The sequence below is a fragment of the Methylobacter sp. genome (assembly GCF_030680395.1).
Lineage (GTDB): Bacteria > Pseudomonadota > Gammaproteobacteria > Methylococcales > Methylomonadaceae > Methylobacter_A.
Genome location: NZ_JAUXVR010000005.1, coordinates 130,183 through 154,483 on the forward strand (window position 1 = coordinate 130,183; position 24,301 = coordinate 154,483).

Consider the following 24,301-nt stretch of genomic DNA (forward strand, 5'->3'; position numbering starts at 1 on the left):
TTATGACTACTCAGCAGATGCAAACATTATATAGAACACGAAAAAATTTGACTGGCGCCGCCACGTCAGCTGTGTTCTATATTTTCTAACTGCTGTAGTTTTACCTTTATTCTTCTTGCTCTCTTAACCATGGAAAGTCGGTAATGCCATTCCAGGTTTTCTGCAATAATCCATCGTTCTTATGCATCGGAATGATTTCTGCTTTCCCCCAGGCACCTTTTACCAGATATTGGGAACCAAAGAAAAAACCTTCCTGATCCTTGCCCGTCAAAGACCGTCCAACCAAGGCCGCTACTTTACCCATAATTGTACCAGCAATAGGCACGGCATCGGCACTTTTAGGAGTGACATTGATAATATGATCAACAGTTTGACTAACCAGATCGGTATCGCCGCTGATGGCGATTTTTGCAGGAACCGCATCGACGACTAAATTATGAGTTGATGCGATTCCGCCTGCCAAATCAAAATGCCCTTTAATACTGTTAAACGTCAAACCTTCCTCATAAATATCACTAAAATCAAGCTGCGCCCGCTTTATCCACTGTGCCAGTGCCAGCATTCCCAATAGTCTGCCGAATCCGGGCTCTATACTTAAAATCCGTCCATTTTTGAGATCAATGTCCATCTGACCGTCCAAATCCCCCAACGAGAATTGATAAGGCGCTGCGCCCCACTCAATCGCGAAATCTACGACTGCACTGGTTTCGGTCAAATCTTTGGTAATGCCCAGCTGCGCAAGCAGTTGCCCGGCGCGAGGCACTTCCAAATGGCCTCGGGTATGTGTTACCGATTGTCCTCCGCTTGCTTGCCAGTCACCCCGCAAGACCAGCTTCTGATTTTCTCCGGCCAGCTCTACGTCTTTAAAACCCATGCCGCCCGGTATGCGTTCGGTTTCCAATGATAGCCGCCCCAGATCAATCGATCGCCATAGCGTTTTTTGACTGGTGACCGTCAATAAAGGCACAAGTTCCGGCGATAATGTCTGTAGCGGATTTGCACCCGAAACGCCCGAAAGGGGAGTAACAGAAACAGTCCGCGAAGAGTCTTTCGATTCTATTTGTTTTAATGCAGAAAGATCCAGTAACTCCATGTTCAGGCTAATTCTGTCAGTGCTCTTAAAGTCGGCAGGAATTTGGACGCTCCCCTTTGCGAACGAGCTGGCTATAGCCCCTGCCCAAAAGTTGCCATTACGCTTCAAAGCCAGGTCGAAAGCGCCTATATCGGTTTTATTCCACAACGCATGGTCGCTATGAATCTTCAGTTCCCTGACACCGTCACCCGCGCCTTGGGCAGCGGCCAAACCCAACCAGTCTTGCAATGCCAACCGGCCACGGTTGATTTCCAGCTTTAATCCCGCATCCTGAGTCTGGGCGACCTCACCAGCCCCCACCAGGACATGCCCCGAATAAATGGTCTTTTGTTTGGTGTCCAACTGAACCGCCGCTTTCAGTTTATTGTCGTAATTTAGCAGCACCGGTAATAACGGTTTATCGCCTAAGTTAAATGTCAACGACAAAGGTATTTTTTGTTCCCGAGTCTTAGCCAATGACTCCGGCAAATCCAGTGACACGCCGGACAGCATCGACTCCACAACAAGCTCCGGATCAGCGTCTCCGTAAGGCAATTCGAGCTTTAACCGATAATCTGTTGCCCCGAAAGCCATTTCCCACCAGGGCATATCAAATTGCGCTTGCAGGTCGCTAATCCCGGCGCGTCCTTCCACGTTAACGGTAGTTTGACTTTCCGAACTTGTAATGTTGATTTGTATCGGATTACCCAAGGCCACCGCGTGAATGGTGTCGCTATAAACGCCCTGCTCATTGAATTTGAGTTCGCCGTTAATTTTGGTGACCGGTAGATCCAGCGACTTCACCATCAATCGTGCATCTTTCAACTGCGCCATGCCATCGACTTTGGTTGGCGCTCCGTCAACCAAAGGGATTTTAAGATCCAGCGTTACCTGAGTATTTCCCTGCGGGCTAATGGCTTCCAGCAACGAATCCACCGGCGAACTCAACGGAGTCTGCTGCATAAAGGCTAAAACCTGATCAATCCCGCTTTCAGCCTCGCCCTGAATCAGCAAATGCTTGCTTTTATTCAACTTTGGAATAGTAACTTCGGCTTGTTTAATGATTACGTTACCGGACTTCCCTTGCCGGACATTCACCTTAAGATTGTCCTGCGAAAACAGGACCTCAGCATTCATACCGGTTATATGAGGCCATTCCGGAGCGTATGACAAATCAAACTGCTCTCCATCAAATACAGCTTCAAAAACACCCGGCGCACTGTTAAACGGAAAATCATTCAGGTTACCGTAGACCAACAAGCCGCCGTTGGTCATGCTGCCGCCAACAAAGGCACGATCCAGCCAGGCAACGACTTCTTCATCCATAATGCCCACCGGCAAATAATGTTTAACCTCGCTCGCGTCTTCGCCGGCAAATGCGCTTTGCAGATCCATAAAAACGGGTTTCTCTGTTTTGGGAATATCTATCCGAAACCGGGTTTTGCTCTGAAAACTCAAGGAATCCAGCTCAACCATCGGACTGGATACAGACCAGGCATTTTCCGCCTGCTGCCAGTCGAGTCTGCCTTGAAGGCGCTTGACAGGCAACACTTCGCGAAACAGGTCCGGCGCTATCAGCCGGGCATCTTTAGTCGCAAGCGCAATAACGCCCTGTTTTTCATTACCCTTTATTTGGCCGGTCAAATTTTCTATGCCGGGAACTGACGACAACGACCCAACACCGATTTTGGCAAACCTGCCGTTCAGGGCAACCTCCTTTGCATCCGGATCAGCGAACAGGGAAAAATCCTCCAGGGTTCCTTGTAATCCGGCTTGTGCCAGCGTGCTAACCTGTTCATTCGGCAAGGGAGCGAAGAACTGCGCCAGCTCGGATGCTTCCCGCAAGTCCACTCGTTCAACATACAGCGCTAGCTTATGTAAAGCAGCATCGTCAGTACGCTGCCCGGAAACGCTGAAGACTGCGGCAGGCCATTTTTTAACGACGCCTTTGGGATTATCCTGGGTTGTCAGTGAAAAATCGTTTACATCGACTTGCCATTGCTTGCTTGCGTCATTTAGTCTCCAGTGAAAGCGGGTTTTCAGCTGTTTAACCGAAAACTCCTGTTTATCCTGCCGAACCAGTGCCATCTGTTGAATTTGTGCGTCGACATCCATCGACATCAGCTGCGATTGCCGCCAATCGCCCCAGATTTTAAAGTCGCCGGTACCGGTATTGATATGTATTCGATCCCCTACCAAGGCTTGACCGAGCACCCCCAATTCAGGCAACAAAACGGCTTGTCCATTTATATAAACGCGCCCCTGAGTAGTTGAAGGCTCAAAAACGTTGCCTTTAAAATCCATAGATATTCTTAATGTATTACCAACTTTTTTCGGCAACTTCATCAACATATTGAGCCGGTGACGCCCATCCTTATTGCTGATTGCCAGATCTACTTCATTAAACAGCAGCGGCCGTGCATTGCCCGTTTCATCCTGCCAGGTAATTTCGCTGTGCAAAACCTCGTATTTCCCGCCCTGCAATAGCCACTGCGGTTGTCCATTGCTGGCTTTTAAACCGACAATAACAATACTGCCATCCTGTTGTCGTTTAATGGAAAGCTTGGCGCCCACTAACGTGACCCAGGACGATGACAAGAAATCCCTGTTGACCAGCATATCCAGTAAATCGATACCCAAGCGTACTTCATTGAACTGGATAGCGGGTTTTTCGTTCCCTGTTGAGGCAGGGGATGACAAATCCGCCTGGAGCGGATTTGCGCCTGCAGCGCTCGAAGGGGGATGGGCAGGAACAGGCCGGGATGAAATAGCGATATCTTTTAACACCAGTTCAGGATTAAATCCGCGCATTTTTGCGCCCAAGCGACCTATTGTTACCGGTGTGCCGACAAGTGCGCTGATATTGGCCGCCAAATCGGACTTATAGTGTTCAATCCCCAACAGTAGCAGGCGTACACCAGTCAAGCCGATAGCTGTCGCAACCAAAGACCAGAAAATGAGATGCCGCGTTGCACGCTTAATATGATGGATCACTGAGGAAGGCTAAAGATGAAGGGCAAAAGACTCATGAATCAAGGCTAAAAATTCAATGTTTAAAGAATGGTAGAGGTATTTCATCTTTGACATAAAACAAAACCGCATAGACGAAGAATACAAAAAGGCATTTAATAATTTGAAAACGTTGCTCCAGTGAAGAAAAGTCTTGCTGCATGTATATTTAGCCTTTCGCTTTAAAGCAACACCACATCATACTGCTCCTGATTGTATTCAGCCTCGGCCCTGAACTTGATGCGTACGCTCAAAAAAACCTCCAATTCAGCCAGCATATCCGCTTCTTCATCAAGCAGCATTTCCACAACTTCATTGGATGCCAGAACCAATATTTTCTGAACCTTATACTGCCTGACTTCGCGAATAATTTCCCGGAATATTTCCAGGCACATGGATTCCGCAGTCTTCAAAACACCCCGCCCGCCACAGGCGCTACAGGGTTCACAAAGTATATGCTCCAGACTTTCCCGGGTTCTTTTGCGAGTCATTTCCACCAACCCCAATACCGAAACTTCAGTAATGTTGGTTTTCGCATGATCCTTTTCAAGGTGCCGCTCGAACGCCTGCAAAACCTGCTTTTTGTGATCCTCACTTTGCATATCGATAAAATCGATAATAATGATGCCGCCGAGGTTTCGGAGTCTTAACTGCCTGGAAATCGTCTGCGCCGCTTCAAGATTGGTTTTAAAAATAGTCTCTTCAAGGTTACGGCCGCCGACATAGCCGCCGGTATTCACATCGACAGTGGTCATCGATTCGGTCTGATCGAACACCAGATGCCCGCCTGATTTCAGGTTGACTTTACGCTCCAGCGCTTTTTGAATTTCATCTTCGACGCTGTAAATATCAAATACTGGGCACTCACCCGTGTAATGTTCAATAACCGGCACAATTTCCGGCACAAAAATCTCCGCAAATTCGACCAAACGATGATAAGTTTCTCTTGAATCCACCCGAACTCTTTCAATACCCTCTCTATATAAATCCCTTAAGGTTCTGATGCTCAGCGGTAAATCCTTATGGATAAACTGCTTGGGCTTGGCGCTGGCAATCTTGGCGGCTATTGACTCCCACAATTTCAGCAAAAATGTCATATCGGCAATCAATACTGTCTCATCAACACATTCTGCCGCTGTTCTTGCGATAAAACCGCCGCATTTATGCTCCAACCTGAAAGCGTCAAGACAGGATCTTAACCGGATTCGCTCGGTCTCGCATTCAATACGCTGAGACACGCCGGAGCTGTGCGCATAAGGCATATAGACCTGAAACCGCGACGGAATCGATATTTCTGTGGTTAACCGTGCGCCTTTGCTGCCCAAAGGGTCTTTGACCACCTGCACGATAATATGCTGGCCTTCATGCAGATAATGCTCGATGTTTTCCGAACCTTTTTTTTCCAGATCCTTGGCGCATAAATCGGAAAGATGCAAAAACGCCGCTCTGGGCAAGCCAATTTCGACAAAAGCCGCCTGCATACCGGGCAGGACCCGGCACACTTCACCTTTATAAATATTACCGACCAAGCCCCGCTGCCGGGTCCTTTCGATGATCAATTCCTGCAAGACGCCATTTTCAATAACTGCAACGCGCGTCTCAGGCGGGGTAACATTGATTAAAATTTCTTCACTCATTTGAAAAGACCTATGCCTTGCCTGGATAAAAGTTCTGCGGTTTCAAATAACGGCAAACCGACCACGCCGGAAAAACTGCCGCTAATCGACTCCACAAATACGCCACCCAAGCCTTGAATCGCATAACTGCCGGCTTTATCGACCGGTTCGCCGCTTTGCCAGTAGGCCTCTATTTCGTATTCCGTCAACGACCTGAAAGTCACCTCGGTAATGCTTACCGCCTGATCATGCTCTTGCCCCCTGAGCGAAACGGCACTATAAACCCGGTGCATTTTACCGGATAACAGCCTTAACATGGCAAACGCATCATCCCGGTCTTTAGGCTTTCCCATAATCAAGTCACCCAAAACCACGGCAGTATCGGCGGCCAAAACCGGTAAGCTGTCGCCCAATTGCGCGATACAGGCCGCAGATTTTTCGGCGGCCAGTCGCTGGACATAGTCCAGCGGCGCTTCATTGAACAGCGGTGACTCGTCAAGATCGATCGGATGAACGCTATAAGAAACCTTAATCTGATCCAGCAATTCCTTGCGACGAGGGGAGGCTGAAGCAAGAATAATCTGTGCAGTCATTAACGGTGATAGGGATGATTATGGAGAATACTCCAGGCACGATAAATCTGTTCGGCCACAACGATACGTACCAGCGGATGAGGGAATGTCAGTTTCGACAAGCTCCATGATTCACGTGCCAGTTGTTTGACAGAATCCGCCAAACCTTCCGGCCCGCCGATTAATAAGGAGACATGCTGCCCGCTTTCCAGCCAGCGTTGCATCGCTTGCGCCAATTCGGGAGTCGTCCAGGATTTGCCGGGGATGTCTAAAGTTACAATATGCGTACCTTGAGGGATTGCCGCGATCATCCGCTCTCCTTCCTCTTTAATAATCCGGGCGACATCGCTGTTCTTGGTCCGTTTGCCCGGCGCAATTTCCTTAAGGACCAGCTCGCATTCACGGGGTAAACGCTTGGCATACTCATCATAGCCTTGCTGCACCCAACCCGGCATACGGTTTCCTACTGAAATCAGATTTATTTGCATGCGGTGCAGGATACAGAGAACAGGCTTCTGATGCAATGCACTCTAATGGTAGTCATATCCTGCAACAAAAATAACTTACTAAAAACTTAAGTAATCGACTGATCAGCCGCTATATTGGCAAACTGATACAGGAGTTACTACCGTGAACATTAAATCTTTAAAGTCAGCATTCGCCGTACCGGTTCCCGACCGGCCTTCGGCATACACACCATCCCTGGCGATAACAGGATTAGTCATCAGCTTACTAATGACCTCTTGCACAACTGCCAAAGCACCGCCAACTGCGTTTCTGCCACAGAAAACCATAAGCGCAACAGGCTACGGCACCGTCGAAAAAAGTGATCGGTATTCGCGCGCGCAAATTAAATTAATGGCCATGCGAGCCTCTAAAATGGATGCTTACAGAAGCTTGGCTGAGCAGCTTAACGGCATTCAATTGCGGGGGCAGACTACGGTCGGGGATATGGAGGTCACCCATGACAATTATCAGGTTTATCTTAATGCTTATTTACGCGGAGCAAGGGTAAAAAGAACCTCTGCTATCGGTAGCGACATCTATGCCGGCGATGATACTTTTGAAACGATTGTGGAGCTTGATTTGACGCCAAGATTCTATGAATGTATTAACGGTCCAAGCGAATTGATTAACCAGTGCTTTCAACAAAACATAGAAAGTCCGGCACCCAGCGTAGAATATACTCCACCCAAAGTATCGAGTATTAATTCTGGTTACAGCTATCCTAACACCAAGGGGTTTAATCATAAATAATCCGGCCAAAATTATCCAAACTATTGTGGGGTGACTTTTTACATGACTGCTCGCGCTTACAAAGCGGTTTCTACCACGAACAATTACCTTTGAAAATTATCATAAATAGCATTTAATAACGGTTATGCAGGAGTGTCGCAATTCTTCAAAGCTTTCACTCGCGCTCCTTACCTACACTCCTGTAAGCACCGCAACAAACCGGATTAACGAATGGCAAAAATATTATTCAAATGCGTATTGGTATCGTTAATTTTATTAAGTCAATCATGCGCCACTGTTCAACCTCGTGCTAATACGGTAACTGCTGAAGGTCAGGCCGCTATTAACAACGGCATGCCCTTATTAGCTAAAAAACAAGCATTGCAGGATGCCATTCGCCAGGCATCCATGCAATCGTCAGTTAATATTCACAGCCAGACGTTGGTCAACCAAAATAACGTTTCACTCGACACTGTTTCCATGCGCACCGCTGCTGACGTGAGTAATACTAAAATCATCAAGGAATGGACTACCGATAATATTTATCATGTTGTCGCAATGGTGGAGTTATCCGCCGACAATTCCTGCACAGCCCACCATCGCAAACGCATTATCGCAACCGCCTTCCCATTAGTTAAACAAGAGCAGGTAAGTGGCTACGAAACACAGGATTTATATAGCGGCATTCCGCGCGAGCTTAATAACCTTTTAATCGAGTCCGGCGATTTTATCGGCACTAACGCCACCAATATCAATTTATATCCAAGACCCGACTTGGCCCCGGAATTACAAGACCATACCGCTTATCGTCCCTCAAAAGTGATGCAAATAGCCGCGTCAAACGGTGTGCAATTGGTGCTGTCAGGCGTGATTAGGGATTTGGAAATCGAATCTACCGAATATATAAGCGGCGCGGGACCTTTGGCATTCGCGAGAAGCCTGGCCCGCGAAGTTGTAGCCCGGCGCGGCATTGGAATTGATGTTTATGTACATGACGGATTTACCGGCGCATTACTGTTCCAGCAGCGTTATGTTGATACTGTCATCGGCGACGTGTGGATCCCCGCAACTTACACGGTAGGCAGCGAACGGTTTAACTCCACCTCGACCGGTGCAAAAATAGCCCAAATTATAGATCAGGCAAGCACTGATATTCGCCAGACATTAAGTTGCCATCCTTTTACATCGCGTATTATTGAAATCAAGGGTGATAAAGTATTTATTGATGCGGGTGCGCAGGAAAAACTTAATATCGGCGACCAACTGGTGGTTTATAGTACGAGTGGAAATGACTTAAATCTTGATGGCGGCCTCAGTTTTATAGGTAAAGACAAGCAACCTGCCGGTGTACTAACCATCCACAATATTACTCCACGTTACTCTATAGGCAGCTTGGAAGTCTCCGCCCGAGAACTGGGGGTCAAGGTTGGCGACTGGGTGAAATCCTGGTAAAGAGTTCATTACAAACCAGTCTTGCTATACTGACGGCTTTAGACTATATATTTGCATTTACATTCACCTTTACCAGAGTCCATTATGGAAATTAAATCAAGCTTTTTCGGCGAACAAACCATCGACCCCAGCACCATCATTAGCTTCCCTAACGGAATCCCTGGCTTTGAAGATCAAACCCGTTTCAAGTTATTTCATCAAGAAGGCGAAAATCCCCTCATTTTCTGGCTGCAATCGCTAGATGATGAATCCCTTGCCTTTTCAGTTGCACAACCGTCTATTTTCAATATCGATTACAACTTTGAGCTAAACGATACAGAAGAAGCCACGCTAGGGATTGAAGATGTCGCCGACACACTTATTCTGATACTTCTGCATAAAGACACGTCCGATCAATCTACCATTAAAGGCTCCATTAAATCCCCGCTGGTGATTAATAGCGCAAAGAGAATAGGCTTGCAAAAAGTGCTTATTCAAGTAGACCAAAACATAACGCTGGCTGACGACATTAGTAGTGAAACTAATGAAATCTCTAATACCAGCTTTCTGCATAATATTAGCGAATGCAAGCTATTGAAATCGATAAAGACCTATTTTTCAAAATAAATTAAGAGCTTCCCTTAACATGCAGTTGCATTATTACCGCCGCGTTTTAGCGGCGGTAATAATGCAACAAGCCAATCATCAAGCAGAGACTGCTTGAACAGGAATGGAGCTGGCCGAACGCTGAACCTGGTTCTTTTCATTAAAATAAATCAGGGTGGGCTTATGATTTTCCGCTTCTTTTTGATCCAATATTGCAAATGCGCACACAATAATCAAGTCACCGGGACACGCCAGACGGGCAGCTGCGCCATTAACTGAAAATAACCCCGATCCTGCTTCGGCACGAATGGCATAGGTTGTAAAACGCGCACCATTGTTGATATTGTAAATCTGTATCTGCTCGTATTCCCTGATACCAGACAAGTCGAGAATATTGCTGTCAATCGCACAAGACCCCTCATAACCCAATTCTGAATGAGTCACCATGGCCCTATGTAATTTCGCTTTAAGCATCGTGATTTGCATAATAAAACACTATAAATACCCTTGAGAACCGCGCATTATCCATTATTAGCAACAATGCATCAACTTTTAGCATTTTCCAAACCGTACAAATTCTGCTATTGCCTATCTGGAAAAGCAAACATTATCGATTAACCGAGTTTTGCCGAGCCTTGCCGCCGTCAGCAAAACCAGCGCCACATCATCCGCCCCTGCTTTTTTTAAGTCACTCATCCTGCACACACTAAAATAATCCGGCTGAAAACCTGAGTCCTGCAAAAACAGCAACGCCCTGCGCTCTATTTCCTCATAAGATTGCTGCCCCGCCAAAACAGCATCGCGCGCTACACATAAGCATTGATACAGTTTTTCGGCAACGGCTTTTTCCTCTGCGGTTAAGTAACTGTTCCTGGAACTCATCGCCAATCCGCTTGCCTCCCGAACCGTTTCTACGCCGACTATTTCAACAGGAATATTCAGATCCCTGACCATTGTCCGTATCACCGTCAGTTGCTGAAAATCTTTTAAACCAAATAAGGCGACATCCGGTTGCACCATATTGAATAACTTACAAACAACTGTCGCAACACCACCGAAATGCCCCGGCCTGGACGCTCCACAATACCATTCAGACAGACCGGTTACCGATACAAGCGTTTTAGCATCCGATGCATAAACCTCTGAAACGGCTGGTTGAAACAACAAATCCGTACCGAAGGCATTGAGCTTTTCATGATCTTCACGCTCGGTACGGGGATAGGTCTCAAAATCTTCGCCAACACCAAACTGGGTAGGGTTTACAAAAATACTGACTACCACCCGCTCTGCTTTTTCTTTAGCTTCATTCACCAGCGCTAAATGTCCCGCGTGTAAATTGCCCATCGTAGGCACCAATGCAACGCTCTGCCCCGCCGAACGCCATGCTCTAACGGCATTGCGTAATTCCGATACCGTGTTAACTATCTGCATAAGCCTTAAAAACTATGTTCAGCTGCTGGAAACAGGGACTGCTTAACCGCTTGATGATAAGCATTGATAGCTTCCTCGATATTCGCTGCGTCACTCATGAAATTTCTGGAAAAACGCGGGCGTTTAATCGTACCGATATTAAGCATGTCGTAAAGCACCAACACTTGTCCATCGCATTCTACTCCTGCACCAATGCCTATAACGGGGATCGTTAACTGCAAGCTGATCTCTTTAGCCAAGGTTGCAGGAACACACTCCAATACCAGCAGACCGGCGCCCGCCTGTTGTAATTGATCGGCATCGGCAAGCATTTTTTCGGCAGCCGCCTGTTCCTTACCCTGAACCTTATAACGGCCCAATTGATTAATGGATTGCGGCAACAAGCCCAAATGTCCGCAAACCGGAATGCCCTGATCAACAAGAAAGCTGACGCAATCAAGTCTCGGGCCTTCCAGTTTAACCATTTGCGCGCCGCCAAGCTGCATTAATTTGGCAGCATTTTTGGCCGCAATAACCGGCGTGGTATAAGTCATAAACGGCAAATCAGCGATAATAAACGCCCGCTGTCTGGCCTTGCTGACGCACCGGGTATGATAAACCATGTCCCTTATGGTGACAGGAAGCGTTGTATCATGTCCCTGGATAACCATCCCCAGGGAATCCCCCACCAACATCATATCGACACCCACCTTGTCGATTAATGCGCTAAATCCGGCATCATAGGCAGTTAAACAAGAGATTTTCTCGCCGCGTTGCTTCATAACGGCCAGATCGGTAATTGACAATGGCTTTATCGTAGCTGTGGAAGAATATTGATTCATTTTATTCAGAGAAATATCGAATTTATTGATGCAAGAATCAATCCAGCCGCTTCAGTTCATCCATTGGACACCGGGCAAGTAGATCGACAATATTGCCTTTTCCGGGCACCGTCAACTGCGGCGCGATCTCATGCAAGGGATACAGGACAAAAGCCCGTTCAGCCAAGCCCGGATGCGGCACGATTAAATCAGGCTGTTCAATGAGCTGGTCTCCATAGATCAACATATCCAAATCCAGCGTTCTTGCTCCCCAGCGCTCGGCCTTTCTGACCCGCCCGTGGCCGTTTTCGATGCGTTGCAGGCAACGCAACAAATCTATCGGTGGCAAGGCTGTTGCGATACACATCACCGCATTAACGTAATCAGGCTGGTCCTGCGGCCCCATGGGCGAACTATGATACAAACTGGAAAATGCCAGTTCCTGTACTCCGGCTATTTGCGATATTGCAGTGCGCGCTGATTTTATTTGTTCAGCGGGATTTGCAAGGTTACTGCCCAAGCCTATATAAGCAGTTATCAAGTCAGCTTTTGAATTTTCCATAGCTATCGAATACTTTAAGATTCTGTTTTTGGAGAACCATCTTTACCTTTTCGGGGGTAGCTTCTTTTGCGGCCTGACTTGTTATTTTGGGCATTGCGCGGAGGCTGAGTCATTTTTCTTTGCTCATTTTCACTTGCATTCTGATACTTGGTCCACCACTCGGCCAATTCGGGATCGGCTCCTCCGGTCTCGGCACGCAATACCAAAAAATCATAACCTGCTCTAAAGCGAGGATGACCGATCAAGCGGCTGGGTTTGGAACCGATACGCGCATTAAACTTGGGCTGCATGTTCCAAACCTCACGCATCGCCATACTAATATGACGAGGGAGAGCCGTACTTCTGATCTGCCTGGCAATAACCTCACTGGCCGCATCCTGATAGGCAACAAATTCAACCTCACCTTGTGCCATTTTTTCTTTAGCCAATATCCGCACCGGCTCCCACAAAAAAGCCGCCAACAAGAAATAAGCTGTAACCGTTTTACCCTCGGCTATCCTCTTATCCGAATTTTCCAACGCTTTAATCAACAATAACCGGGGGAAACCGTTTTCTTCAACCGCCAAACTGTTCTCAGTGGAAGGAAACAGCACTTGAAAAAGCCCATAATGCCTGAGCATTTCAAAAGTTTGCAGCGCATAACCGGATAAAAACAATTTTAACGCTTCATCATAAAGCCTGGCGGAAGGTATGCTGGCCAGTAATTGAACGTCGTTGTGTATTGCTTTCTCGCAAGCGCGATCCAGCTTGAAACCAAGTTTAACGGCAAAACGCACCGCCCTTAACATGCGCACGGGGTCTTCACGAAAACGCATTTCAGGATCGCCGATAAGCTTGAGTGTGCCGGTTTTATGGTCAGCCATGCCGCCGACATAATCCACTACCGAAAAATCCTTGATATTGTAATAGAGTGCATTAACGGTAAAATCCCTGCGCCAAACATCTTCTTCAATCGTACCGTAGACATTGTCCCGCAACAATCGCCCTTCCTTGTTGAGCACCTGCTTGTCGTTTTGCTCCTCTCCCGCGCCTCTAAAAGTCGCGACTTCAATAATTTCCCGGCCAAAGTGCACATGCGCCAGACGAAACCTGCGCCCGATTAACCGGCAATTACGGAATACTTTTCTAACCTGATCAGGGTCGGCATTGGTGACGACGTCAAAATCCTTGGGCTCCCGTCCCAACAATAAATCACGTACACAGCCGCCCACAAGGTAAGCATCGAAGCCCTCTTTTTGCAAACGATACAAAACCTTCAGTGCATGCTCACTGATCTGGGACCGTGAAATATTATGCTCCGCACGTGAATATATTTTGACTCGTGCGTCGACCGCGACCGGTTCAGCTTCATTTCTGGCTGATTTAATAATTTTTTTAAAGAAGTTTAAAATAGTCTTCACACCTTGTTTATTTTTCTAATTATTTTGATTATATCATTAGCTAATGAATTCTAACCCAATCCGCAAGTTTCTTTTACATTCCCCTTTTGAATGGAGTAGAATCACCATTCTGATTTTTTCAAGCAATTCTAATTACATCACGTTGCACACACCAGATAAAAGATCAGACAACCATTTTTTAAACATTCGCACAAACATTAGCGTGCTTGACTGGAATTGTTATGTTCAAAAAGATTCTTAATAGCTTAATTGACCAACCTTTGTTAACCAGCCTTTTTGCAACAGATTTCTTCATTCTTCTGTTTCACAGACCGCCATTCTTGTTTTCTCTCGTAATGCTGGGAGCGCTAATGGCGATGTGCATGTATTTTGGTCAAAAACTAGCTTTATTTAAAATTTAATTGGTCGGGTCAACAAAGAATATACAGCAAAAACCAGGTAATGATCCCCTATCAAAGCCTGGTTTTTTGCGTCGCCTGACAGTAATACTTTATGACCTCCTATTGCTGATCGCTATTTTATTTGTCGCAACTGCAGTATTGCTCCCTTTAAATGCAGGCGAAGCTTTCACTGCCCAACAATTCTTTTTTCCCATTTATCTGCTGCTGGTCAGTTTCTTCTTTTATGCCTGGTTTTGGACTCATGGCGGACAAACATTGGGCCTGCGAGCTTGGAAAATAAAAGTACTTACGTTGGATATGAAACCCATTAGCTGGAAACAGGCTTTGTTCCGTTTCATGGCAGCCATCATATCCTGGAGTTTTTTCGGATTGGGCTTCTTGTGGATTCTTATTGATAAAAATCAACGCAGCTGGCACGATCATCTATCCCAAACAGCCCTTTTTTTTGATACTCACGATACACATCATTACAAAACTCCAAGCCATAAAGCCCCCAAATAATAATACGTAATGTGATCATGAATTGGTTTACCAAACTGTTCCCCCAGAACCCCAAAACCTCCACCCCGGAAAAAAAACCAGACATCTCCCCCCTCACTAGTTCAAATAATACGCTTACCTGTTCGGAACCTATTTCCACCGAATATAAAAAACTATCACTGACAGCCCTAAAAAAACTGGCTCCACTTCGAGACATGGATGATGCCTATGTTGAGCAACTGGCTCACACTACATTAAGCTATACTCAGGGCTCTGTAATTTTCAGGTTGGGCCAAAAAACCAATTCAGTTTTTTATCTGCTTGAAGGAAGCGTTGACCTTCAACCGAATAGCGATAACTGCTATACCCTGTCGGCAGAATCGTCACTGGCCAACTTACCGCTCAATAGCGGTAAATTGTGCGGAGCAACGGCATTCGCTAAAACAGACATTACTGTCTTGGCGATTTCAGGAGAATTTATCTGTCGATGGTCGGATAAAAGCCTACAACAGCCTGTTTCTGTTGAGCTTATCGACATTGAACTACCTGAGCAAATTGCCAACAACCGTTTTTTTACTAGCTTTTCGGAAGCCTACCGGGAAAACAGGTTAAGCCTGCCCTCATTACCTAATGTCGCCTTAAAACTGAAAGAAGCGATGGAGAAAGATTTAGGCATCACCGAGGCTGTAAGAATTATCGGGGTAGATGCGTCCATCGTAGCCAAACTGATCCAACTGGCCAACAGCCCCTTATACTCACCCATATCACCGATTACAAACTGCCATGCGGCTGTTACCCGACTGGGTCTGGATCAAACGCGCAAACTGGTCATGGGCATCAGTCTAAAGCAATTATTCCGGTGCCAAAACCAACAGCTGATGGAAAAAATGCAAACCTTGTGGAAAAACAGCCTTTATGTTTCCAGCTTGAGTTTCGTACTTGCACAGGAAAACGGCACCGTTAATCCTGAAGATGCTTTATTAGCCGGACTGGTCTGTGACATCGGCACCATACCGGTACTGCATTTTGCCGAGCAGAATCCGAATGAATACCCGAATCTGGACGTATTGGAGTCGGCCATTCCGTTTTTAAGCCCGCCGGTCGGTTCTCTGGTACTGCACACCTTGGGCTTTACTCCCGAATTAGCCAGCATCCCCAGGTACGCGGAAGACTGGTTCTATGAAAGCGACGGCGATAAGTTAAATCTGGTCGATATAGTCATACTAGCCAAATTACACAGTTATTTCGGCACCCACAGAGCCAAGGAAATACCGTATATGAATTCGATACCCGCCTACACTAAACTTAAAAACAGCAAACTAACCCCCGACTTTTCTTTGGATATACTGAACAAAGCCAAGCATCGCATCAACGCAGCCATGAACTTTCTTTCCTGATACCATTATGAATAATCCATTATTAACCAACTCCACACTACCGATGTTTTCCCAAATAAAACCGGAACATGTCGTACCGGCAATTGACCAATTACTGGCCGAAGCCCGCTCCTCGGTAGAACAGCATCTTCAAGCCACACAACATTACACGTGGAAAAACCTGATCGAGCCATTGGAAGATGTGGACGATAAGCTTAGTAAAGCCTGGTCTCCGGTCAGCCACATGAATTCGGTAGTCAACAGCGATGAGCTACGAGACGCCTACAACGCTTGCCTGCCCAAGCTCAGCGCCTACTCGACTGAAATGGGGCAAAACGAAGCCTTGTTTAAAGCCTATCGATTTATTGCCGACAGCGATGAATTTGCGACGCTCGACACCGCCCAGCAAAAAATCATCCGCAACGCCCTAAGAGATTTCAAATTGTCCGGCATCGACCTGGATAATGAAAAAAAGCAACGTTACAAGGATATTAGTCAGGAATTATCCGCGCTTGCCAGCAACTATGAAGAAAACCTGCTTGATGCGACCAATGCCTGGAGCAAATTCATCAGGGACGAACAGGATCTGGCCGGGTTGCCTGAATCTGCATTGGCCCAAGCCAAACAGACGGCAGAAAGCCATAACGAAAGTGGCTGGATGATCACTTTGCAATTTCCGTCCTATATTTCGGTCATGACTTACGCCGATAACCGCGAGTTGCGCCGCGAACACTACGAAGCCTTCGCAACCCGCGCTTCCGACCAGGGGCCGCATGCCGGACAGTGGGACAACAGCGAAAACATGGAAAAAATCCTGGCCTTACGCCATGAAAAAGCCCGTTTGCTGGGATTCAACAATTACGCGGAACTGTCGTTGGCGACCAAAATGGCGGAAAAGCCGAATGACGTCACCGATTTTCTGGAAGATTTGGCTGACCGATCTTGGCGACATGCGCGCAAGGATCTGGCCGAACTGCGCGAATTCGCCAAACAACACTACGGCATTAACGACCTGCAATCTTGGGATATGGCCTATTTTTCGGAAAAAATGCGCCAGCATTTTTACCAGTTGTCGCAAGAAGAAGTTAAAACCTACTTTCCTATCACTCGCGTGTTACCGGGTCTGTTTGCGATCGTAGAAAAACTGTACGGCTTGCAAATAGCCGAGATCAGCGATTTTGACAGCTGGCATCCCGATGTGCGTTTTTTCCAGATTCATGACCAGACCGGCCAACTGCGCGGTCAGTTTTATCTTGACCTTTATGCCCGCGCCAAAAAACGCGGCGGCGCCTGGATGGATGATTGCGTCAGCCGCAAGAAATTCGACGATACCGTTCAAACCCCGGTTGCCTACCTGACCTGCAACTTCACCCCGCCGACCGGCGATACACCGGCACTACTAACTCATGACGAAGTTACCACGCTGTTCCATGAATTCGGCCACGGCTTGCACCACATGCTCACCCAGGTCGATCATCTGGGCGTCTCCGGCATTAACGGCGTGGAATGGGATGCAGTCGAACTGCCCAGCCAGTTCATGGAAAACTGGTGTTGGGAAAAGGAAGCGCTGGCGCTGATGTCGGGCCATTACCAAACCGACGAGAAATTGCCGGCTGCCTTGTTTGATAAAATGATCGCGGCAAAAAACTTTCAGGCCGGCATGATCATGGTCAGACAACTGGAATTCAGCCTGTTCGATTTCAGGATACACCGGGACTACGACCCTGAAAAAGGCGGCCATATCTATGAAACCCTGGAACAAGTCAGGGAACAGGTTGCCGTTGTTCGTCCGCCCAAATTCAACCGCTTTGCACACAGCTTCTCGCATATTTTTGCGGGCGGTTATGCCGCAGGTTATTACAGCTATAAATGGGCGGAAGTCTTGTCCAGCGACGCTTTTTCGCTGTTTGAAGAAAAAGGCATCTTTGACCCGGAAACCGGCAAAGCCTTTTTGACCAACATCCTTGAAAAAGGCGGTAGTCAAAATGCAATGGAATTATTTATCAAATTCCGCGGCCGTAAACCTACTATTGATGCATTACTTAGACATAACGGCATCGCGGCATGAAGTACAAAGATCTGCGGGACTTTATCAAACAGCTGGAAAAACAAGGGGAATTAAAGCGCATTACCGTTGAAGTCGATCCCTATCTGGAAATGACCGAAATTTGCGACCGCACCCTGAAACAGGGTGGCCCCGCGTTGCTGTTTGAGAGCCCCAAAGGCGCCAATATTCCGGTGCTGGCCAACCTGTTCGGTACGCCGCGCCGTGTTGCGATGGGCATGGGCGCTGAATCCGTCACCGAATTACGCGGCATAGGCGAATTACTCGCTTACCTAAAAGAACCCGAGCCGCCCAAAGGCATGAAGGATGCCTGGGAGAAATTCCCGGTCTTCAAGCAAGTGCTGAATATGGCGCCTAAATTAATCAGCTCCCCACCTTGTCAGGAATTGGTTCGGGAAGGTGATGAGATTGACCTCGGCGACTACCCTATCCAGACCTGCTGGCCGGAAGACGCAGCGCCCTTGATTACCTGGCCGCTGGTGATTACCAAAGGCCCGAATAAGGATCGGCAGAACTTGGGTATTTACCGCATGCAGGTCATCGGCAAAAACAAAGTCATCATGCGCTGGCTGGCCCATCGGGGCGGCGCACTGGATTTCAAGGAATTCCAGGCCGCCCATCCCGGCCAGCCCTTTCCTGTTTCCGTAGCCTTGGGCGCTGATCCTGCAACCATACTTGCCGCGGTCACACCGGTTCCGGATTCGCTGTCCGAATACGCGTTTGCCGGTTTATTACGCGGCAGCAAAACCGAAGTCGCCAAATCGTTGATTAACGATTTGCAGGTTCCGGCCAGCGCTGAAATCGTGCTGGAAGGCTTTATCTATCCCGGCGAATTCGCCGCTGAAGGCCCTTACGGCGACCACACCGGCTATTACAATGAAGTCGCCGACTTTCCGGTATTCACCATCGAAAGAATCACCCAGCGCCAGGCACCGATCTATCACAGCACCTATACCGGCAGACCGCCCGACGAACCGGCCATCCTGGGCGTTGCGTTAAACGAGGTATTCATACCTATTTTGCAAAAACAATTCCCGGAAATCGTCGATTTTTACCTGCCCCCGGAAGGCTGCTCCTATCGCATGGCTGTGATCAGCATGAAAAAACAATATGCCGGTCATGCCAAGCGCGTGATGTTGGGCACTTGGTCGTTCCTGCGCCAGTTCATGTACACCAAGTTTGTAATCGTCGTCGATGACGATGTCGACGTCCGCAATTGGCAGGATGTAATCTGGGCGATGACCACCCGCATGGACCCCGCCAGAGATTTGACCATACTGGAAAACACGCCGATTGATTATCTTGATTTCGCCTCCCCGGTTTCAGGCTTAGGCTCCAAGGTGGGATTTGACGCGACCAACAAATGGCCGGGAGAAACTAACCGGGAATGGGGCAGAACTATCGTGATGTCACCGGAGGTAGTCAAGAAAGTGGATGAGATCTGGGATACATTGTTTTAGTCTGTAGGGTGGGCAACGCTTTTTCTGCCCACCGCTTTAATCGACAAAGGGTAGGCAAACGATGAAGTTGCTTGCCCACCCTGTCATAAGCAAGTCAACCCCCATTATTATCGATTTAACATGGTCATTTTTCCGCCAGAAATCCTTCCAACTGAGAACCGTTGTCAGTGGACTTGGCTTTTCTAGGGCGTTGTTGTTTTTAGATCGCCTTTCATTTCCGGAGCATCGCCTGTGGCATAAACTTAACCTGTCATATCGGATGTCCGCTTGAGCGGCATCGGTTCAGCTTCATTGAGTATTCCATTCCACAGGATATCCGTCAGGGCACCGTAAAGACTACCCGGCTATATTTTTATGGAGCAGAAAGTGGCAACATTCTCTAAACGTCATGGTTATGTGCAAGAAGTTGACATTACTGTTAGGGAAGATGCGCCCAGCGGGCTAAGGTGTTTTGTCATTGACATAGCTGAAGATGATTGTGGCTTGAGTCCATCCGATTTAAGGCTAATCATTTGCCGTGTTCTTAATGAAAGTCCCAATTCAAACAATGCGCGACAAGCCAGAAACACACGGCGGCTAGCCTAAATTAGCCCGCTATCAAGCTGTAAAAACAACGCATAATGATCATCCGTATTAAACAAACAAGCTGGAGTCTTATTGCTCTTTTTAAATTTTAAGCCTATAGTTTATATCTACATAGTATCTACTTCAGGAGGCAATATGGTTGTTAATACTAAAATTCAGAAATGGGGTAATGGTTTGGCGCTTCGGGTTTCCGGATTATTACGGGATGTACCGCATTTTCAATCGGGTGATGAAGTGCAAATCGAGGTCAATGAAGAGGGTTTTGTGGTTAGGAAGGTTAAACCACCAAGAAAAGCCATGCCCTTTAGCGAAGATGAAATCATTAAAGGGCTAAATCCGGATCATGCCGAACTAGTGGTTACCAACCTTTCAGAAGCTGAATATGGCTAAAGAGCAGCAATATATTCCTGATAGAAGAGATATTGTTTGGTTGGATTTTGAACCACAGAAAGGTAAAGAGGCAGGGAAATACCGGCCTGCACTAATTCTGTCATCTAAAGCCTATGCAAAACAAACTGGGCTGGTTATTTGTTGTCCGCTCAGCTCCAGTATTAGAGGCACCCTTTCTGAAGTTTCTGTATCCGGATTGGATAAACCCTCTGTCGTGGCGTCATCCATTGTGCAAACGCTTTCATGGCGGGAGCGTAAGGTTAAATTCATTATGACCGCTGACCAAGATTGTTTCACTGCTGTTCTGCAAAGATTATTGCCTTTGCTTGGGTTAAATGAACTTTCGTAAATTAGGCTAACCTCTTAAGACGGAGTTTAAGGCTAAACCGTTCGCCCTAAGCCTGTCGAAAGGTGGACGGTTTAGCTTTGGGTCTGTGCTCAGCCTTAAAAGTTGGTAGCCGTCAGCCAATTAACCGGATATTGAATCAATCCGACTGACAATCTCGCTGGACGCCAACTCCAAACCTTGCTTATAACATTCGCTGGCTCTGTCTTTATCGCCTTGGGCAAACAACAAATCACCGAGTATTTGATAAGCCGAAACGGTGGGTTCTATTGATAGGCTTTTGGTCAGGTATGTTGTCGCTTTTTGGTTGTCGCCGCATTTCATGCTCAACTTGCCCAAAACGGTCAAGAACACGGCATCCCGCGGGTGCATCGGCAACCATTGCTCAGCGGTTTCAAGCTGTCTTGCGATGTCAATCGACTGAACATTGCCATACAGTACGACCAGCGTTTGATCCCAAGTTGTCGACAAGGCTCTGGCTAATCCGCCTTCTACTTTTGCGCCTGCTCCGGCATCAATCATTGCGGCAAAATAAATCGCCGAAACGCCTTTCATGTTCCTTATATAATCGGGAATTTCCGACCACAGTGATTCAATTTCATCAGTGCTGCCCCGCTCGGCCGCTTGCTTTAATAATTTGCTGAATGCTTCGGTTTCCAGCAGTTTTATTTCAGCTTCCATCAACACTTTATTGTTGTTCAATGACGGGATCAGTTTGCGCACGCCTTCCCAATCACCAGCTTGTTGATAGGCTTGGTGTAATAATTTTAAAACGCTGGCATGAGTCGGATCGATGGAATGCAAGCGTGTCAATGTTTCCAGGGCTTGTTCGAATTGTTTTTCTGATAAATGCAATTCTGCCTGAGTCAGGCCTATCGCCACATCGGAACCCGGTGCTTGGTCGGCAGCCTTTTTTAAATATTCATCTCTTTTATCAAGCGCGCCACGGGATTGTGCGGCTCTTGCTGCGGTCAAATAATGGATTAACGGAGCGCCACTGTGCGAGGCATGTTTGATTAATACTTTTTCGGCTTTTTCCCAGTTACCTTCCGCAGAATCGACCAAGCCTGCAATCAAGGCTTCCTGCGAACGGTTAAATTTGATGCTTTTGCCGCGATTTTTGATTTGACCCGGCAATCTGAGCAGCCAGCCTAAAAACCTGAAGAAGATGTAAAATACAAAAAAACCCATGATCAAGCTAACCGCAAAAACGATTAACGATGTTTCCATGGACCAATATCCAATACCTATCAGAACATAACCGGGACTCTCAAATCCGCCCAACCATTTATTGGCAAAAAAAGCGGCGGCAACGGCAATAAGAAGCGAACCCAAAAAATACACTATATTTTTCATTATGTACTCTCTGGATTATTGTGCGGCAGGTGCTGCTTCAGCCGGTTTTGGTGGCTCAGCGGGGGGCGCTGTCTCGGCTGGCTTTATTGCTTCGGCTGGACTGACTGCCTCTGCTGGCTCAACAGGTTTTTCGACCTGCTCGGATTTGACTTTTTCAGCAGGCGGCATGGCCTTGTCGACTTCCAGCCTCAGTTTGGTAATATCCCTAAGCATTTTCAATGATAGGCTGATGTCAGGGAACTGGCTGCGGATTTTAATGGCATTAAACCTGTCCAGCTCGGCAATAAAATTACTCGTCTCTGGATTTTTTGCAAAGTTTTGTTCGATCCATTTTTTTGCATCGGCTAGACTGGACTGATAAAGTCCCTCGTTCTGCTGAACTAGGGCGATTTTAACCATTTCCAGCTTGACTCTTAACTGCTCACGAATAAACTGGGCTTGTTCCGGTGTTAATATTTCCTTGATGGGATGTTCGGTGTGTTTAAGAGTCACTATCCCTTCCAATTGTCCCAATGCAGAATCAAGCAAATTTTGACCGGCCTTATCGCTCAACTCCTGTGCTGGTTTGGGCTGAGTCAATGTTTTTCCTGTATAAGGCAAAAACAAGGTTAAGGTATCGACCTGATCTTGCAACGATTCAATTGAGGCATACATACCCACAATATCGGCCACTGCCACATTACGGATGGCGGCAATATCCTTGGCTATTTGTTCGCGTATTTTAAACGCCCCCGCATCACCGCTTTCTCTGAGACGCTGATCCGCCGCCTCCAAGGCTTCGCGGGTGGTATTGATATCGCCCATTAAATATAGACGCTGATTGGCTATGCTTAACAGATATTCCGCATCGGCAATTAACCAATCGCCGCGTGTTTTGCCTAATTGACGTTGTACCTGTTGAATTGCGGTATTTAATTCGTTTCGTGTGCTGTTCAGTTTTTCGGTATGAAGCTGGGAAAAATCCGCCAAGGTTTTAGCAAAATGGGCTTCTTTCCCGGCAACATCAGCTTCTACGGTTGCCAGTTGGGATTGGATGGCTGCAAGTTGTGTCTGATAACCGCTAATCTGTTTTGACAACTCGATTAGCTGCATATCCCCCTTATTAACTTCCCCGCCTAAATTATCCTGTTGAGAGCGTAATTGCTGAAAAAGATAAAAACCAGCACCCGCCACACTGATAATGATGAGCAGCATAATGATGCCAAACCAGAGTCCGCTACGCGACCTGTGAGCTTCGCCTACAGGACTTAGGCGAGGGGCGTTAGCAGGAGCGGAAGCTTTGCTATTTTCGCTCACATGCTGTTCTTGTTTTTCACTCAACTCGGTCACTCTATTCCCCTGTCACACACGTTATTACTGTCTCAAGAATTGCTGTATCGATAGGACTATCCGTCACAGTAACTCGCTTAAACCCCATATCGGCAGCTATACACCTGATTCTATCGCTAACTACCACCAGGGGTATTAATGACAATAGCTTATTATTATTTTCACCCAGCATTAAACTTAAGTTTTGCAGTGCTTCAGCGCTGGTTACGGTAATGACATCCAAGCGGTGCTGCACAAGCAACTCGATAACAGGTGAGCTATCAATACGAGGGATTATTCTTTTATATACTTCCAGATAATTAACTTCTGCGCCTCTGCTGCGTAACGTAGTTGCCAGCTGTTCACGTCCGCCTTCACCGCGAACGATTAAAAAATTCTGCCCCTCGACTTGCTGTAGTTGAGGCATCGCCAGCAACGCTTCGCTGTTATAACCATCTGCAGGCATTAAATCAACGGGTAACCCGGCCACTTTCATGGCTTGCGCCGTTGACCGTCCCACTGCGGCAAAACGTACAGACTCCGTGCGGCCTATTTTGCCACTATTCGCCTTTAGAGCAAAATTTACTGCATTGACGCTGATAAAAATAACCCATTGGAAGCTGTCCATATTCGTCAGGCTATATTTTATCTCGTCGTCATTCCGAGAAACGATATCCAAGGTGGGAAACCGAATGGCTATCCCGCCCCGCTCTTCAATTAAACGGCTCAGATTTTCTGCCTGATGCTCAGGTCGTGTCACTAAAACACGTACGCCGCTCAACACTTTATTCAAAGCTTC

At 47.1% G+C, this 24,301-nt stretch carries 22 protein-coding genes; 10 read left to right on the forward strand and 12 right to left on the reverse strand.

Going from position 1 to position 24,301, the window contains the following annotated elements:
- Nucleotides 1-106 precede the first annotated feature (106 nt).
- From Q8L79_RS01190 to rlmH, 4 genes are all read right to left on the reverse strand, one after another.
- A complete protein-coding gene (locus Q8L79_RS01190; RefSeq protein WP_305267264.1) occupies nucleotides 107-4,066 on the reverse strand; it encodes a YhdP family protein in 3,960 nt (1,319 codons plus the stop codon).
- Nucleotides 4,067-4,263: 197 nt separating this feature from the next.
- Nucleotides 4,264-5,718, reverse strand: coding sequence for a ribonuclease G (rng, locus tag Q8L79_RS01195; protein ID WP_305267266.1), 1,455 nt, complete (start codon nucleotides 5,716-5,718; stop codon nucleotides 4,264-4,266).
- The gene (locus tag Q8L79_RS01200; RefSeq protein ID WP_305267268.1) at nucleotides 5,715-6,290 is read right to left on the reverse strand and encodes a nucleoside triphosphate pyrophosphatase; all 576 of its coding nucleotides are present in this window, start codon (nucleotides 6,288-6,290) and stop codon (nucleotides 5,715-5,717) included. Before Q8L79_RS01200 ends, rng begins: the two co-directional genes overlap by 4 nt.
- A complete protein-coding gene (rlmH, locus tag Q8L79_RS01205; RefSeq protein ID WP_305267270.1) occupies nucleotides 6,290-6,757 on the reverse strand; it encodes a 23S rRNA (pseudouridine(1915)-N(3))-methyltransferase RlmH in 468 nt (155 codons plus the stop codon). The genes Q8L79_RS01200 and rlmH overlap by 1 nt, the downstream gene beginning before the upstream one ends.
- 142 nt (nucleotides 6,758-6,899) lie before the next feature.
- Here rlmH and Q8L79_RS01210 point away from each other — a divergent pair, with 142 nt between their 5' ends.
- The 3 genes from Q8L79_RS01210 to fliW all read left to right on the forward strand — a co-directional run bounded on the left by Q8L79_RS01210 (nucleotide 6,900) and on the right by fliW (nucleotide 9,563).
- Nucleotides 6,900-7,526: an LPP20 family lipoprotein gene (locus Q8L79_RS01210; protein WP_305267272.1), complete on the forward strand. Its 627-nt coding sequence runs from the start codon at nucleotides 6,900-6,902 to the stop codon at nucleotides 7,524-7,526.
- Nucleotides 7,527-7,736: 210 nt separating this feature from the next.
- A complete protein-coding gene (locus Q8L79_RS01215; protein ID WP_305267274.1) occupies nucleotides 7,737-8,957 on the forward strand; it encodes a flagellar assembly protein T N-terminal domain-containing protein in 1,221 nt (406 codons plus the stop codon).
- Between the two features lie 84 nt (nucleotides 8,958-9,041).
- Entirely contained in the window at nucleotides 9,042-9,563 is a 522-nt protein-coding gene (gene fliW, locus Q8L79_RS01220; RefSeq protein ID WP_305267276.1) for a flagellar assembly protein FliW, read from the forward strand.
- 78 nt (nucleotides 9,564-9,641) lie between these two features.
- On the opposite strand, the gene panD is transcribed toward fliW, so the two are convergent.
- The 5 genes from panD to pcnB all read right to left on the reverse strand — a co-directional run bounded on the left by panD (nucleotide 9,642) and on the right by pcnB (nucleotide 13,735).
- Nucleotides 9,642-10,028, reverse strand: coding sequence for an aspartate 1-decarboxylase (gene panD / locus Q8L79_RS01225; protein WP_305267278.1), 387 nt, complete (start codon nucleotides 10,026-10,028; stop codon nucleotides 9,642-9,644).
- Nucleotides 10,029-10,130: 102 nt separating this feature from the next.
- Entirely contained in the window at nucleotides 10,131-10,973 is an 843-nt protein-coding gene (gene panC, locus Q8L79_RS01230; protein WP_305267281.1) for a pantoate--beta-alanine ligase, read from the reverse strand.
- A gap of 5 nt (nucleotides 10,974-10,978) precedes the next feature.
- On the reverse strand, nucleotides 10,979-11,794 hold the full coding sequence (gene panB / locus Q8L79_RS01235; RefSeq protein ID WP_305267283.1) for a 3-methyl-2-oxobutanoate hydroxymethyltransferase: 816 nt from the start codon (nucleotides 11,792-11,794) through the stop codon (nucleotides 10,979-10,981).
- Nucleotides 11,795-11,831: 37 nt separating this feature from the next.
- Nucleotides 11,832-12,335, reverse strand: coding sequence for a 2-amino-4-hydroxy-6-hydroxymethyldihydropteridine diphosphokinase (folK, locus tag Q8L79_RS01240; protein ID WP_305267285.1), 504 nt, complete (start codon nucleotides 12,333-12,335; stop codon nucleotides 11,832-11,834).
- Between the two features lie 14 nt (nucleotides 12,336-12,349).
- On the reverse strand, nucleotides 12,350-13,735 hold the full coding sequence (gene pcnB, locus Q8L79_RS01245) for a polynucleotide adenylyltransferase PcnB (RefSeq protein ID WP_305267286.1): 1,386 nt from the start codon (nucleotides 13,733-13,735) through the stop codon (nucleotides 12,350-12,352).
- A 221-nt stretch (nucleotides 13,736-13,956) separates the two neighbouring features.
- On the opposite strand from pcnB, the gene Q8L79_RS01250 reads away from it, so the two are divergent.
- The 7 genes from Q8L79_RS01250 (at nucleotide 13,957) to Q8L79_RS01280 (ending at nucleotide 20,841) form a co-directional block, all read left to right on the forward strand.
- Nucleotides 13,957-14,136 carry a hypothetical protein gene (locus tag Q8L79_RS01250; protein WP_006891830.1) on the forward strand — a complete coding sequence of 60 codons (180 nt, stop codon included), beginning with the start codon at nucleotides 13,957-13,959 and terminating at the stop codon, nucleotides 14,134-14,136.
- 66 nt (nucleotides 14,137-14,202) lie between these two features.
- Complete coding sequence (locus tag Q8L79_RS01255) at nucleotides 14,203-14,637, forward strand: RDD family protein (protein ID WP_370869852.1); 435 nt, start codon at nucleotides 14,203-14,205, stop codon at nucleotides 14,635-14,637.
- A gap of 17 nt (nucleotides 14,638-14,654) precedes the next feature.
- The gene (locus Q8L79_RS01260; RefSeq protein WP_305267291.1) at nucleotides 14,655-16,013 is read left to right on the forward strand and encodes an HDOD domain-containing protein; all 1,359 of its coding nucleotides are present in this window, start codon (nucleotides 14,655-14,657) and stop codon (nucleotides 16,011-16,013) included.
- A 7-nt stretch (nucleotides 16,014-16,020) separates the two neighbouring features.
- Nucleotides 16,021-18,060: an oligopeptidase A gene (prlC, locus tag Q8L79_RS01265; RefSeq protein ID WP_305267293.1), complete on the forward strand. Its 2,040-nt coding sequence runs from the start codon at nucleotides 16,021-16,023 to the stop codon at nucleotides 18,058-18,060.
- Entirely contained in the window at nucleotides 18,057-19,517 is a 1,461-nt protein-coding gene (gene ubiD / locus Q8L79_RS01270) for a 4-hydroxy-3-polyprenylbenzoate decarboxylase (protein WP_305267295.1), read from the forward strand. Before prlC ends, ubiD begins: the two co-directional genes overlap by 4 nt.
- 720 nt (nucleotides 19,518-20,237) lie before the next feature.
- The gene (locus Q8L79_RS01275; RefSeq protein ID WP_305267296.1) at nucleotides 20,238-20,492 is read left to right on the forward strand and encodes a hypothetical protein; all 255 of its coding nucleotides are present in this window, start codon (nucleotides 20,238-20,240) and stop codon (nucleotides 20,490-20,492) included.
- Entirely contained in the window at nucleotides 20,485-20,841 is a 357-nt protein-coding gene (locus Q8L79_RS01280) for a type II toxin-antitoxin system PemK/MazF family toxin (RefSeq protein ID WP_305267298.1), read from the forward strand. Before Q8L79_RS01275 ends, Q8L79_RS01280 begins: the two co-directional genes overlap by 8 nt.
- 120 nt (nucleotides 20,842-20,961) lie before the next feature.
- Here Q8L79_RS01280 and Q8L79_RS01285 read toward each other — a convergent pair whose 3' ends face one another.
- From Q8L79_RS01285 to Q8L79_RS01295, 3 genes are read right to left on the reverse strand one after another with little or no spacing between them, the layout of a single operon-like run.
- On the reverse strand, nucleotides 20,962-22,194 hold the full coding sequence (locus Q8L79_RS01285) for a heme biosynthesis HemY N-terminal domain-containing protein (RefSeq protein WP_305267300.1): 1,233 nt from the start codon (nucleotides 22,192-22,194) through the stop codon (nucleotides 20,962-20,964).
- Nucleotides 22,195-22,209: 15 nt separating this feature from the next.
- The gene (locus Q8L79_RS01290) at nucleotides 22,210-23,523 is read right to left on the reverse strand and encodes a uroporphyrinogen-III C-methyltransferase (RefSeq protein ID WP_305267301.1); all 1,314 of its coding nucleotides are present in this window, start codon (nucleotides 23,521-23,523) and stop codon (nucleotides 22,210-22,212) included.
- A gap of 1 nt (nucleotide 23,524) precedes the next feature.
- A complete protein-coding gene (locus Q8L79_RS01295; protein ID WP_370869853.1) occupies nucleotides 23,525-24,286 on the reverse strand; it encodes a uroporphyrinogen-III synthase in 762 nt (253 codons plus the stop codon).
- Nucleotides 24,287-24,301 lie beyond the last annotated feature (15 nt).